This is a genomic window from Vibrio sp. RE88 (genome assembly GCF_013113835.1).
In the GTDB taxonomy this organism is placed as follows: Bacteria; Pseudomonadota; Gammaproteobacteria; order Enterobacterales; family Vibrionaceae; genus Vibrio.
Genome location: NZ_VTYQ01000008.1, coordinates 72,447 through 85,166 on the forward strand (window position 1 = coordinate 72,447; position 12,720 = coordinate 85,166).

Sequence of the window (12,720 nt, forward strand, 5' to 3'; positions counted from 1 at the left end):
GTACCTCTGAAGTCTCTCGGAGTTTATTGTAAATGGAGTTCTGTGGTTACTTTATCAAACATGGCGATGACTTGCTGTGGTTGAATGCGCTGCATGGCGTTTTTGTCTTTTACGCGTGCACGCCAGCTAAGCTGAGCTGCAGATTTCCCCGTTTCAGCCTGAATTGCTTCTTCATAAGCAGACACCACATATTGGCGATATTGATAAGGCCCAGTGCGTTCAGGATTATGGTGGGCATACAAACCGATAACCGGTGTATTGACCGCATTGGCCATATGAGCAGGGCCTGTATCCGGTGCGACCACCAAATCAGCTCTGTCTAACAGTGCCAGCATTTGTTTTAGTGAACTTTGACCGACTTGATTGTTGATTGTGCATGTCAGCTTGTTCTCAATCTTCGTCGCTAGGTCTAACTCTACTTGCGCTGGACTACCAGCTAAGGTGACCTGCCAGCCATGATTGACGGCGTGCTGGATAAGCTCGACATAGCCTTGCGCTGTCCAGTTCTTGTAGGCTTTACTTGCCGCAGGTACGACAACTAAGTTGCGTTTGTCGGTAGATAATTGCTGTTGTGCCCAATGTTCCTCTTCATCTGAATATTCAAGCGTCCATACTGGGCTCATATCTTCAATACCAAGTGTGTGGCCAAAGGCGAGCAGCCCATCTAAGACGTGCATGGAATCAGGTGAAGGCACCTTGACATTGGTAAACAGGGTTTGGAAGTCCTGACTGCGGATAGAATCAAAACCGAGCTTGTATTTCGTCTTAATCCCCAGAGTGGCAATGCTGGCTCTGAATGCGTACTGCATGTGCAGCAGTGCATCGAATTTTTGTCCTTTTAGTGCAGCCCAGAGTTTTTTATAGCCATGCCAGCCTTCCTTCTTATCAAACACAATCACACGAATGCCAGGCATGTCTTCAATGAGCTTGGCTTCAAGCTTACCTGTGATCCAGACAATGTTGGTTTGCGGCCACTGACGCTGAATGGCTTGAACTGCTGCAACGGTATTACACACATCGCCAATCGCAGATAATCTCAGAATGCACAAAGAGTCAGGGGCAGAAGAAAAAAGGCTCATAAATAATTCTTTTAGCTAGCAATAGTGAAGATTATGCAGAGGCGCTCAATAAATGTAAAATAGCCACTGAAATTTAATCAGAGATAACCTCCGCATGAAAACCGTGCAATTGGATAACCAAACCATCTGGTATGACGAAACCCTGCTTAAGGAAGATCCTCAGCAGGTGTTTGACGCCGAATTTTGGCAAAATGCCGGTAAAGTTATCGGCAGTGCTCAAGGACGTGGTACCACTTGGTTTGTACAAACGGAAACTATTGAAGCGGCGCTCAGGCATTATCGTCGCGGTGGCTTGTTTGGAAAACTAGTAGAAGATAGTTATCTCTTTTCAAGCTGGGAAAGAACTCGCAGCTATCAGGAATTTCAGCTGCTAAACACCTTGATTGAAGCTGGCGTCAATGTACCTAGACCAATTGCTGCCCGCACGGTAAAAAGTGGACTAGCGTATAAAGCAGATCTACTGAGTGAGAAAATTCCCAATGCACGAGACTTGGTTTCCATTCTGATGGAAAAGCCACTTCCCGCAGAAATGTATCAGAAGATTGGCCACGAAATCCGTAAAATGCATGATGCAAAGGTCAACCACACCGACCTTAATATCCACAATATCCTGATAGATGAGCAAGACAAAGTGTGGATCATCGATTTCGATAAATGCTATCAGCAATCGGGAAATGCTTGGAAACAAAGTAATTTGGATAGATTAAAAAGGTCGTTTGAAAAGGAAGTAGGTAAGTCTCGTATTAGATCAGGTAATCAAGAGTTCACAGAGTTAAAAGCGTCATATTTAAAAGTGAGTTAAGGTTTGAAGATATTTGTAGTTAGTCTAATCGATTCTGTTAACCGCAGAGAACGTATAAGTGGTGCACTCGAAGGAATGTCTATTCCTTTCGAATTCTTCAATGCTGTCGATGGTCGAAAAGGCCTGCCTGAAGACTTAGCCAATTTACCGGACGACCAACACCGGAGAATCTTTCGCAGCCGACCACTCACTCCGGGTGAACGTGGATGTTATGCTAGCCATTATCGTCTGTGGCAAAAATGTATAGAGCTAAATGAGCCTATTGTTATTATTGAAGACGACTGTTTGCCGACTCACTATATGAAATCATCTCTGACGACTTTAGAGCAAATGCACTCTAAAGGGTATGAGTATATTCGAGTGGAACCTCAAGACGGTAAAGCGACATTTTTAGAAGAGATCAATGGTTCGCAAAGTGTATTTTGGCACGACAACCGTGGTGGTACGCGCGGATACAGTATTTCACCTGAAGGGGCAAAGAAACTTCTTGATAATAGTAAACGGTGGCTATGTGCCGTAGACAACCATATAGGTGAATCATATCGCACAGGTTTAAAGTGCGTAGGAATCATCCCCTATTTAGTATTAGATCCTGCAGATATGGGAACTACGATTCAAAGTAATGAGCCTAAACCTAAAACCCCTGTATATTTTAAAGTTACCCGTGAGATTTATCGTGCTTATTGCTTTACTCGATTGAGTCTTTGGAACATTAAAAACAACAAGCTTTAAGCGCTATTTATGGAATACTTTCCCTGTAAAGTCCGCAATGACATATGCAGGGTTTCCCCCGATAACTTTATCACAGTCAAACTGTGAAGTTACTGTCGAGGCACTTGCGACAACTGAATTTGTTGCAACGTGAGTCCCTTTGAGGATAGTGGACCTAGCGCCAACCCATACTTTATCTTCAATAGTTATGGGGTGATCTGGATTGGTTTGTTGATTTTCTAAATCTGTAATTTTGTGTAGATCTGAATCCATAAAAAGAGTTTGCCAAGAGATTAGACAGTTATTACCAAAAGAGATCACATGATTACAAATGATAGTTGCTTCGCCAGTGAAATTGCTGCCTGAGCCAATTGCTAACGTGCCATTGATATGGAGTTTAGAGCCTGTACCTACCTTAATGTGATGGCCAAACTTTATATGTCCATTCTTACCAATATTCCATATAAAACGAGAGTATTTGTTGTCAGCAATTTGCACTCGACCAAATCCTAGTTTGATCTTGCCTAGCTTTGCTGATTCAGGGATAGATATCCTGCCACCTAGAGCAACAAACTTGGTACGATGATTGACTAAAATTGGAAGTTTTATCGCTTGGTGAAATGGTAGGTAATAGAAATTAAAGAATAGAGTTTTGGGTATACATCTCACATAGTGGTACAGCTTGGATAACTTCTTCAAACTCATCTTGCTTCTCCGAAAATGTGTTGGATAGTGTTTTTGAGTGCACCTCGGTTTCGCTCAACCACACTTAATGCGGCCTGGCCTTGTTCGTCCCTAAGCTCTGTGGAGTGAAAAAGCTCAATAATTTTTTCTGCGAGCTCAGATTCAGAGTTGATGATCTGACAACTGTTCGCTGCAACTAGTTGTTGAGTGATGTCAGAAAAATTGAAATAACTCGGCCCAGTCAGAGTTGGCTTTGCCAATGCCGCGGGCTCTAAGAGGTTGTGCCCCCCCACTTTTTTTCCAAGTAAGCTTCCACCCATGAAGCAAACATCGCTAGCGCCAATGAGTGTTAACATTTCACCCATAGTGTCACCTAAGTAGACTTGTGTACTAGCTGATACGGTCGAATTACCTGTCCGACGGACAGTAGTAAAGAGTTCACTGCATTTCACCATGACGTCATTAAATCTTTCTGGATGTCTAGGAACTAATATGAGGAGAGCATTAGGCACATGCTGTAAGACCTGAGAATGAGCAGCGAGTATTTTTTCGTCTTCTCCTTGATGAGTGCTGGCTGCGATCCAAATAGGGCGAAAGCTATCCAATTCATACCTGAGCTGATTTCCCTTGATTGACTGCTCGGATGAAATGGATATATCGAATTTTATTGAGCCGGAGACAAGTATTTTACTTTGAGGTACCCCGAGATTTTCAAATCTTCTAGCATCATCTTTATGCTGACATATAACTTTACTTAAAGAGGGGGAAAGTAGATTAAATAAAGGCTTGACCTTTGAATAGCCGCGGAAAGATTTATCTGACAAACGAGCGTTGACCACTGTGATTGGAATATGTTTTTTTGATACGGTAATTAATGTATTAGGCCAAAGCTCAGTTTCGACAATGATTAACTGTTTCGGTCTGACGACTTTTAAAAATGATTTTACCGCGAAAGTAAAATCCAGAGGCATATATCTGTGTTCAGCATAATCCTTTAAACTTTCTGCCTGCTTAGCACCTGTTGGAGTTGTAGTAGTGACAAGGATTTTAGCATTTGGTTGGGTTTGATGTATCTTCTTTATCAACGGTGATGCAGCAATAACTTCTCCCACTGAAACAGCGTGAATCCATATGACAGGCTTTTTATCAGGGTTGTTCAGGCTAGGTGTGACACCAAAATGTTCTTTCCAACGAGAGCCTACGGAAGGTTTACCAAGCTTATGTTTATATAAGCTTGGTAAAAGGAAAGGAAGTGCAATGACTAGTAAAAATGTATATAGAGCTCGTATCACTTGAGGAGATCTTCCGGTTTTTTATGTGTCCATTTGCTACGAGGCTTATCTAGGTATTGGAAATATTCGTTAGTAAATGTGCCTTGTATGCAAACATATTTTCTTTCTTTGCATACGACTGGCTTGTTATCCAGTACACCAGTTATAACCATTGGACCCGTAAGAAAATAAACACCTTGTTCTATGTTTCGGCTTTCTATATTTTCGACAATCTTATTGATCGCAAGTTCGTAGTCTGGATTGTTAGGAGCTGAAGCGAGAAAGAAATTGGTATAGTGCTGATTCTTTTTTAACTTCACATACATAGCATTTTCATCGGTAGGTAAGATGCGTTTAAGTGGCCATACAAGTGTCGCATCAATATCCATATAGATACCACCGTGAGTGTGAATTGTGATGAGTCGCCATAAATCTGCTTGCGCAGCACCATCATTCAATTGCATGTAGGCGTTATACACACGCTCAGAAGCATTTACTTTAATGAACTCGGCTCGTTCTTCTGTACTCACATAGCGGTATTCATAATCTAAGGACATCAGGCGATTGAACAAATAGTTAAGATAAACAGGCAGAGTGCTTTGTGCAGAAAAGTTAGTTTGCCAAATTATCTTAGGTATCTTGGTTTGCTTGGTAGAGGTGACCTTTGGATTGGAGATCGATGGAATCGTAAAGCGCTTATTTGGAAACAAGGCATGAAAAGGGTATGACAACATTTTACAAATGTTGCCGATGAGCCTAATGAGTCGATTGGAAACTAAAATTGATATATTTTTCATTGCTGCTTATAAAGTTCCGAAATGAAGTTATTGGCTCGATAGGGCACGGGAAATTGCATCTGTGATTTGAGCCGTGGTCGGTATTGAGCCATCAGCACTCATCACGATGTCATGGTGCTCATATAAAGGCGTATATCGAAACGGTACTGTCGCATAGAAAATGCCTACAGTTGGTGTATGGGTCGATATTGCAATGTTTCGGACGCCAGTATCAGGAGCGACCATTAGTGTAGCTTTTGCCGTTAGATTAACTAGGTCTTCAAGTGGTAAGCATGGTTGAATTTTGAAATTAGGGTATTTTAAAAGGCTTTGGCAAAAATCCCCTTTCTCAAAATCATTTTTTCCTTCCAGATACACGTGAGTATGATTTGGGTTCTCCTGGAGTGCCCTCTCTAAAACCGCCAACATTTCCTCTTTGGATAATATTTTTCGCAGCTGCGAGGCTCCGTTAAAATAGAGAACAAAGGGAGCTTCAGTATCTACCAGTTTGCGATGATCAGGATAGGCAAAGTCCAGTGGGTGAGAGGGGTTGTGGCCTAGTAGCTTGAGCATATCTAACATGCATTCCACTTCTGGCTGAAAATCTGAACGATGAACAGCAACATTAAACAAAGTACCGCAGAAGTACCATTTGTATGGAAAGCCTATTTTTAGCTTGGCTTTACTTAATGCTGTCATCCAATGAGAACGGTTGGTGCTCGCCAAATCAAAAATTATGTCTTGTTCGCCTAATTGTTTGATGTTTTGGATTTTTTCTTTGACAGGTGTTGTTTTTCCAGGCTCTTTTCCTGGCATAACATGAACATGATCAACCAAGTCACTCGGTATTCCATACATATAGTTGGAAACTGGAACTAACGTAATTTCAGCGTTAGGAAAAAACTTCCTGGCTTCAACTAGAAATGGGCGAACAACAACCTGATCACCAAGTGCTGCGTGTCTAATTACTGCTATTTTTTTGATTTTTTGAGGCTGAAAATCATCTTGAATATACTTGCGTGCTTTTTTAGAAGCGTAAGCACCACGCTCAAACCATAGGTGTTTCATGAGTTATTGCTCTAGAAATTTATCAACAGCATTGATGACTTGAGAAGGCATTAGTTTATTGAGGCAGTCTTGGTGACCAAGCGGACACTCGCGCTTGAAACACGGCCGGCACTCAATGTCAGTATGCACCATTTCTAACTTGTCAGTCAGAGGTGGCGTATATTTTGGTGAGCTAGAGCCATAAATCGCAACTATATTACATCCTACGGCGGCAGAAACATGCATTAAGCCTGAATCGTTCGATACAACGGTATGGCAAGCTGCTAATAAGTCTACTGCTTCAATTAGTGACGTTTCGCCAGCTAAGTTAAAGCAGTGTTGTTGTTGCTCGGGTGTGAGAGCTGATTTGATTTTTTCGGTGACAGCTCTGTCTTTATCTGAGCCGAACAACCAAACTTGCTGGCCTTTATCTATAAGATGTTTAGCAAGTTTAGAATAGTGCCGGTCTGGCCAACGCTTAGCCGGACCAAACTCCGCGCCCGGGCAGAGGCCTACAACAGGAAGTTGTAAATCTAGATTTAGCCTTTGACGAGCTGCGAGTTGTGACTTGGTGTCGACGGTCAAACTGGGCTTTGGGCAATTGGCTAACTTAACCTCTTCCAACATTTTTTTAGAAGTCGAAGCGAGAGCTGCGTACCTTTCAACCATATATTGAAATACACGTTTATCTGGGCGAAGATCTGTAAGTAGCCCATATCTGAATTCACCTTTCCAGCCAGTTCGTATTGGTATTCCAGCAAACCATGGAATTAGGGCTGACTTTGCTGAATTAGGTAATATGAATGCGTGGCTATAATTATTTTTACGTAACTCATGCCCTATTGCTCTTCGACCAAATAGACTGAAGTCCCCATGTCCAATCGGCATCTCTATGGCTTGATGTACTTCTGGCATGCGTTCTAGAATAGGTTTACACCAAGCAGGAGCAAGGACATCCAGTTCACAGTCTGGATATTTATCTTTGAGAGTCGTATACAAGCTTTGCGACATCACCATGTCGCCAACCCAAGAGGGACCGATAATGAGAATCTTCATTTAGGAAGCTAGGGTTCATCTAATAAGTCAGTTCATGCTGCCATGATACTCCATTCTGTACTACTTTGGCAGGGTTACCAACAGCAATGGCGCACGATGGGACTGATTTGGTCAAGGTAGAGTTGATGCCAATGATTGATCCTTCACCGACAGTAACACCTTTTAAAACTGTTACATTATCTGTAAGCCACACCTTAGGACCAATTTCGATATTTTGAGCACTGTTGATGCGTTTTCCATCTTTAACAATATTATGTCCGTCACTGGTCATAACTTTCACATTTCGGGATAACATGCATCCCGAGCCAATTGATAAACTCGTATTAGCCTCTCTAGACGAAAGATAGCAATTGTGCCCTATAGTGGTATTACTACCAATAGATAAAGAGTTATTTTTACCGTCGATTTCAATAAGGCAGTCGCGAATATTTACCCCGGCGCCAATTTCAAAGGAGTTCCCCTCACCTTTAATAATTATCTTGCATCCGCGTATGTTTGCTGATGAGTCAATGTTGATTTGATGATTGCCAGTAACTCGAATCTTATTCCTAATTTTATAAATAAGTTTGATCACTTTTACGCCCCTTTGACTTAAACTCAGCTTGAGTAGCTGCAAATAGTAATGCCAACATATAACCATAGAACGTACTAATTAAATTTTGTTGCAAAGCAACTTCAGTGAAACAAAAAATAATAAAGGACGAAACAAATAGTACACCTATATACGCTGCATTGGAGTCTCGAACATGCCATAAAAAGTAAAAAAATGGAACTATAAGCATAAGTATTATTGCGGCGACACCGAGTAGTCCTCCTGATGCCAGCATATCAAAGTATTGGCTATGGGCATGGCCTCGGGGAACATTCGCTGTCCATTCATTTACTATACTTTCTTGTGCTAGTTGCTTGTTCAATGTTTCTCGTTCAGGGTGCGTTAAGCCAATCAAGGGGCGCTCTTTGAATGCCTCCAATGCTGCTGTCCAAAGCATTACTCTGCCACCAGTAGATACAGCTTTTTGAGTATCGCCATTGATGATATTAGTGAGCTCATACACTGTATAATCAACACGATTTTTTATTTTAGGTGAAAAAGTGTATAAACTACTAGATATTAATATTAGTAATATGAAACCTATAGTACCACGGATAATGCCAATATCTTTGAAGTTGAGTAAATAGGCAAAAAGTAATAATGCCGGGAGTGCAAATATAGCACCACGAGTAAGCGTCATTAGCATAGCACTTACCGAAAGGCTAAAAGCGATAAGTGCTATAATACGATACTTCTTATTTTTTAATAGCGCCAAGGACAAGGTGGAGAGTGCACAAGATAAATAACCAAAGTTTATGCTATAAAGGAAACCGTCTACTCTAGGTCTGCCTTCAATAAAAAATTGATAAGTAGCAATGCAAACTGTGCCTATTGAACCAAAAAAAACACCATAAGATAAAGCTTTGATATATATCTTTTCAATATCAACAAAATACTTAAAGAAAAAGTAAATAGGGATACATAATATAATTCTAGATGCACCTCTAAAGTACCTAAAGTTGCCCCAATCTATGATCGCCATTGGTATGTTTGAAACTAAATAAGCACTCAAAACTGCAATAATGAGTTTATCGGTCAGATCCCAAGCGATGTTGTCTCTTTGTTTGATAATATAAGCTATGGAAATGAAAACTGTCAAAGCAGCAATTACAACAGTATAGTTATTCGTAGATAAGAGTAGCCCTAAGACTAAAAATATGGATATTGAGCTTAGTTGCTCCGTCAATGTTAACTTAGTTTTTGTTTGGTGCATTTACAACTTGCTCGTAGTATTTCGAAAGTTTAGTTATGTGTGCTGTCATGGAAAATTCAGCATTTGCCCTCGCGAATGATAAGTTTGCGTTATTTTTTTTTAGGGCAGGATCTTGGAGGTATTTCTCGATATTATGAGCAATTTTACTTGGGTTTAGGGGATCACACAACAGTGCTACAGGTTCTAAAATTTCGGGCAGTGCTCCAGTATTAGCACCAACTACCGCTTTTTTAGCTGCCATAGCTTCGATTGCGGTTAAACCGAATGCCTCATTGTGGTTAGGTAGACATACAATATCCATTGCAGCGAGCATACGACTTGTATCTGCCCTAAAGCCAACTAAATGAACACGTTTAGTTAAACCTAAGCTGTCAATTTTATCTTTTAGCTTGATAACGAACGAATTGTCTGAGCCTTCTGATACATCTAATCCACCAACTAATAATAGATGGAGTGTTGGGTATTTACCTCTTAATAAATCAAAAGCTTTTAAAAGCTCCATTTGCCCTTTACCAGAGCAGACTCGACCTAAGTTTCCAATAATTATACTGTCTTTAGGTAACCCCAACTCTAACTTAATAGTGGTTATGTCATTTAGGTTATCAATTGGTTGTTCTGGGATGTCTGTGCCTAGCCAAAGCCTAGTAATCTTATTTTCATTTAGAGGGAGTGCCTTGAGGTTACGCTTATAGGTCTCATTGCTTATCGAAAAAACCTGGTCAACATGTGAATAAGCCCACTTATGATAGAGGTCTTTTTTGGGGCGAGTGACTCCCATGTGCTCAGTAAAAAAAGTGGTCCTTTTAGTCAATAAATTTAGTAGTGCAGAAACAAGAATATCACCAGATTTATGGCAATGAATAATTTCAACGTTTCTTTTTTTTAACCAGCGGTTCAGTCGTAAAAGCTGAGATGCTATTAACTTTCCTTTACTCGATATCTCAAAGGTCTCAATACCAGAGTTTCGCATTCCTTCAGCAACTTGTGTTCCACCTGTACATAGCCCGTAAACTTTATAGCCACGTTCAAGAAACTCTTTGCCAGTTCTGATCGGATACATTTCTAATCCTCCCCAACCTTGGGAAAGACAAATATGAAGAATTGCTGATTTTGTCACAATTTACCTTTATCTAGTAGAGAGGCAATAAAAAAGGTGGTATTGAAACCACCTTTCTATAGTAAGCCTTTAGAATATTAGAGGCTACTTGTTTATCTTCTGCATGTATTCCGCAACGCCTTCGGCGACTGTTTTAAACTGATGATCGCAGCCTGCTACCCGAAGTTTTGTTAGGTCGGCTTGCGTAAACTCCTGGTATGCACCTTTAAGGTGTTCAGGGAATGGAATAGTTTCTACTTCACCTTTGCCATGGAACTTAATCACCGCTTTAGCTACTTCTTCAAAAGATTCCGCATTACCTGTACCTAAGTTAAAGATGCCTGACTGGCCGCTTTCCATAAACCACAAGTTTACTGATGCAACATCACCGACGTAAACGAAATCACGCTTAAAAGTCTCACTGCCTGCAAATAGTTTTGGATTTTCACCTGCGTTCATCTGGTTGTTTAAGTGGAAAGCCACAGACGCCATTGAGCCTTTGTGTTGCTCACGTGGGCCATAAACGTTGAAGTAACGGAAACCAGTGATTTGAGAAAGTTGCTCACCATGCTCTTCAGCATCTTGCCAAATTCGGCGTACATAGTTATCAAACTGCTGCTTTGAGTAACCGTATACGTTTAATGCGCCTTCGTACTCTTTCTCTTCAATGAAAATGTCAGTTTCACCGTAAGTTGCAGCAGATGAGGCGTAAAGGAACGGGATTTCGCGTTCTAGACAGAAATGTAGTAGCTCTTTTGAATACTCATAGTTATTGAGCATCATGTATTTGCCATCCCACTCTGTCGTAGCAGAACAAGCCCCTTCATGGAAGATGGCTTCGATAGGCCCAAAGTCATCACCAGCCATGACTTGAGTTAGAAAATCGTCACGGTCCATGTAGTCTGTGATATCTAAATCAACCAAATTCTGGAACTTCTTACCATTCTTAAGGTTATCGACTACCAAAATGTCGTTGATGCCTTTGTCGTTTAGTGCTTTGACAATGTTGCTGCCAATCATGCCAGCGCCGCCAGTTACGATGATCATAGTGTGAGACTCTTGAGTAAAAGCTAAGAGTGACAGTATAACACGCTTGAATTTAGGGCCAATTGTAAAATTAGCGTTAGGTAAGTACATAATGTAGATCACTGATATATATTTAGCGAAGTATTGCTAGTGACAAGTGATCCGCCCCAGAAGTTTTGGACACCAAGATAAGTGAGTGCAATCACTAACGAGGTGAAGAATGACAACTAAGAAAACTAGAATTATACACTCTCCTTAATTTAAAGTAGAAACCCTGAAGCTAGTAGATAAAGTCGGAGTAGCTGCGGTAGCAAGACAGCTGTCTTTGCATGAATCCCAAACCTACGGGTGATGGAAGAACTCGAAGAAAGACACCAGTACTAGTCATCGTGAGCAAGAGCTAGCCGCAGAGGTTGCCAAGCTAAAAAGGTAGTTGGCTGAGCAGGCAGAAGTACTAGAAACTATAAAAAAAGGCCGATACCTAGTTCGCAAAAAATCTAAAGTAGATTGCTATGGATTTATGCTCGAACACCTTCCGTGCTTCAGAGTCGTCCGCATGACCAAGGTGTACGGGATTTCTAGAAGTGGGTTTTGTTGTTGGATTAAGCATCGCTATAAGACCATCCAGCGCGAGGCAACTCGCCAAGAGCTTGATACGAAGGTCAAAGAGGCTTTTTTATAATAACAGTGGTCGTGAGGGTTCTGGCGTATCTAAAAAGAATTGGCTGAGAGCGGTGATAGTCATAATGTTAAAACCATTGCCGCCAGTATGAAGCGACAGGATTTAACGCCGAAAGCCGTACGTAAGCTTAAATGTACAACGGACGGCAAGCATAAGATGTCTGTTGCGCCGAACTTATTGTTAAGGCAACGGATCCGAATCAAAAATGGGCGGGTGATATCACGTATCTTGCCACAAGCGAGGGCTGTTATCATTGGCCTTTGCTCACGACAAATCATCGGTTGGTCTATGGATTCGAGGATGACAGCAACTCTGGTCTGTGATGCATCATCGATGGCTCTTTTCCGTCGAGGGCTTCCTGAGCAGGTTATTGTTCATAGTGTTCGAGGTAGCCAGTATTGCTCGAAAGACTATTGAGATCTCATAACTGCTTATAATTTAGAGCAAAGTATGAGTAGACAAGGAAACTGCTGGGATTATGCTTGTGTAGAGAGCTTCTTCCATTCGATGAAAGTTGAGACAGTCCAATACGAACCAATAATGATCAGAGACATGATGCATCAAACAATCTTAGAGTACATTGAGGTTGATTGTAACAGGGCGAGACGGCACAGTGCTCTGCCCAGTAAACTTTGAACAGCAAAATGTCGCTTAATGAAGTGTCCAGTCTAGCTGGAGCAGATCA

At 41.3% G+C, this 12,720-nt stretch carries 12 protein-coding genes and 1 pseudogene; 3 read left to right on the forward strand and 10 right to left on the reverse strand.

All coding sequences use genetic code 11. The annotated features are described in order from the left end of the window. Positions 1–23: 23 nt before the first annotated feature. On the reverse strand, positions 24–1,079 hold the full coding sequence (locus tag F0265_RS18550; protein WP_095561246.1) for a glycosyltransferase family 9 protein: 1,056 nt from the start codon (positions 1,077–1,079) through the stop codon (positions 24–26). A 94-nt stretch (positions 1,080–1,173) separates the two neighbouring features. Here F0265_RS18550 and F0265_RS18555 point away from each other — a divergent pair, with 94 nt between their 5' ends. Together F0265_RS18555 and F0265_RS18560 are read left to right on the forward strand one after the other, a co-directional pair. Beyond that, complete coding sequence (locus F0265_RS18555) at positions 1,174–1,881, forward strand: 3-deoxy-D-manno-octulosonic acid kinase (protein ID WP_171749970.1); 708 nt, start codon at positions 1,174–1,176, stop codon at positions 1,879–1,881. Between the two features lie 3 nt (positions 1,882–1,884). Next, positions 1,885–2,613: a glycosyltransferase family 25 protein gene (locus F0265_RS18560; RefSeq protein ID WP_171749971.1), complete on the forward strand. Its 729-nt coding sequence runs from the start codon at positions 1,885–1,887 to the stop codon at positions 2,611–2,613. A 3-nt stretch (positions 2,614–2,616) separates the two neighbouring features. Here the strand turns inward: F0265_RS18560 and F0265_RS18565 are convergent, their stop codons facing one another. From F0265_RS18565 to rfaD, 9 genes are all read right to left on the reverse strand, one after another. Beyond that, positions 2,617–3,297, reverse strand: coding sequence for an acyltransferase (locus F0265_RS18565; protein WP_171749972.1), 681 nt, complete (start codon positions 3,295–3,297; stop codon positions 2,617–2,619). Continuing rightward, positions 3,294–4,568 (reverse strand): lipid IV(A) 3-deoxy-D-manno-octulosonic acid transferase, encoded by a 1,275-nt coding sequence (gene waaA, locus F0265_RS18570; protein WP_171749973.1) that lies wholly within the window; start codon positions 4,566–4,568, stop codon positions 3,294–3,296. The genes F0265_RS18565 and waaA overlap by 4 nt, the downstream gene beginning before the upstream one ends. Continuing rightward, complete coding sequence (locus F0265_RS18575) at positions 4,565–5,344, reverse strand: glycosyltransferase (RefSeq protein ID WP_171749974.1); 780 nt, start codon at positions 5,342–5,344, stop codon at positions 4,565–4,567. The genes waaA and F0265_RS18575 overlap by 4 nt, the downstream gene beginning before the upstream one ends. Before the next feature lie 27 nt (positions 5,345–5,371). Continuing rightward, a complete protein-coding gene (locus tag F0265_RS18580; RefSeq protein ID WP_171749975.1) occupies positions 5,372–6,391 on the reverse strand; it encodes a glycosyltransferase family 9 protein in 1,020 nt (339 codons plus the stop codon). A gap of 3 nt (positions 6,392–6,394) precedes the next feature. Beyond that, on the reverse strand, positions 6,395–7,426 hold the full coding sequence (gene waaF / locus F0265_RS18585) for a lipopolysaccharide heptosyltransferase II (protein ID WP_171749976.1): 1,032 nt from the start codon (positions 7,424–7,426) through the stop codon (positions 6,395–6,397). A 19-nt stretch (positions 7,427–7,445) separates the two neighbouring features. Next, on the reverse strand, positions 7,446–8,000 hold the full coding sequence (locus F0265_RS18590; protein WP_345775876.1) for an acyltransferase: 555 nt from the start codon (positions 7,998–8,000) through the stop codon (positions 7,446–7,448). Further along, positions 7,981–9,231 (reverse strand): O-antigen ligase family protein, encoded by a 1,251-nt coding sequence (locus F0265_RS18595; protein ID WP_171749978.1) that lies wholly within the window; start codon positions 9,229–9,231, stop codon positions 7,981–7,983. Before F0265_RS18595 ends, F0265_RS18590 begins: the two co-directional genes overlap by 20 nt. After that, positions 9,212–10,348, reverse strand: coding sequence for a glycosyltransferase family 4 protein (locus F0265_RS18600; protein WP_345775877.1), 1,137 nt, complete (start codon positions 10,346–10,348; stop codon positions 9,212–9,214). The genes F0265_RS18595 and F0265_RS18600 overlap by 20 nt, the downstream gene beginning before the upstream one ends. Positions 10,349–10,432: 84 nt before the next feature. After that, on the reverse strand, positions 10,433–11,374 hold the full coding sequence (rfaD, locus tag F0265_RS18605) for an ADP-glyceromanno-heptose 6-epimerase (RefSeq protein ID WP_171749979.1): 942 nt from the start codon (positions 11,372–11,374) through the stop codon (positions 10,433–10,435). 253 nt (positions 11,375–11,627) lie between these two features. Here rfaD and F0265_RS18610 point away from each other — a divergent pair. After that, positions 11,628–12,690: pseudogene (locus tag F0265_RS18610) on the forward strand (IS3 family transposase). Positions 12,691–12,720 lie beyond the last annotated feature (30 nt).

Bases quoted from the DNA above. Each gene is read 5' to 3' on its own strand.
- F0265_RS18550 (WP_095561246.1), bottom strand. From the start codon at position 1,079: ATGAGCCTTTTTTCTTCTGCCCCTGACTCTTTGTGCATTCTGAGATTA.
- F0265_RS18555 (WP_171749970.1), top strand. From the start codon at position 1,174: ATGAAAACCGTGCAATTGGATAACCAAACCATCTGGTATGACGAAACC.
- F0265_RS18565 (WP_171749972.1), bottom strand. From the start codon at position 3,297: ATGAGTTTGAAGAAGTTATCCAAGCTGTACCACTATGTGAGATGTATA.
- F0265_RS18575 (WP_171749974.1), bottom strand. From the start codon at position 5,344: ATGAAAAATATATCAATTTTAGTTTCCAATCGACTCATTAGGCTCATC.
- F0265_RS18580 (WP_171749975.1), bottom strand. From the start codon at position 6,391: ATGAAACACCTATGGTTTGAGCGTGGTGCTTACGCTTCTAAAAAAGCA.
- waaF (WP_171749976.1), bottom strand. From the start codon at position 7,426: ATGAAGATTCTCATTATCGGTCCCTCTTGGGTTGGCGACATGGTGATG.
- F0265_RS18595 (WP_171749978.1), bottom strand. From the start codon at position 9,231: ATGCACCAAACAAAAACTAAGTTAACATTGACGGAGCAACTAAGCTCA.
- rfaD (WP_171749979.1), bottom strand. From the start codon at position 11,374: ATGATCATCGTAACTGGCGGCGCTGGCATGATTGGCAGCAACATTGTC.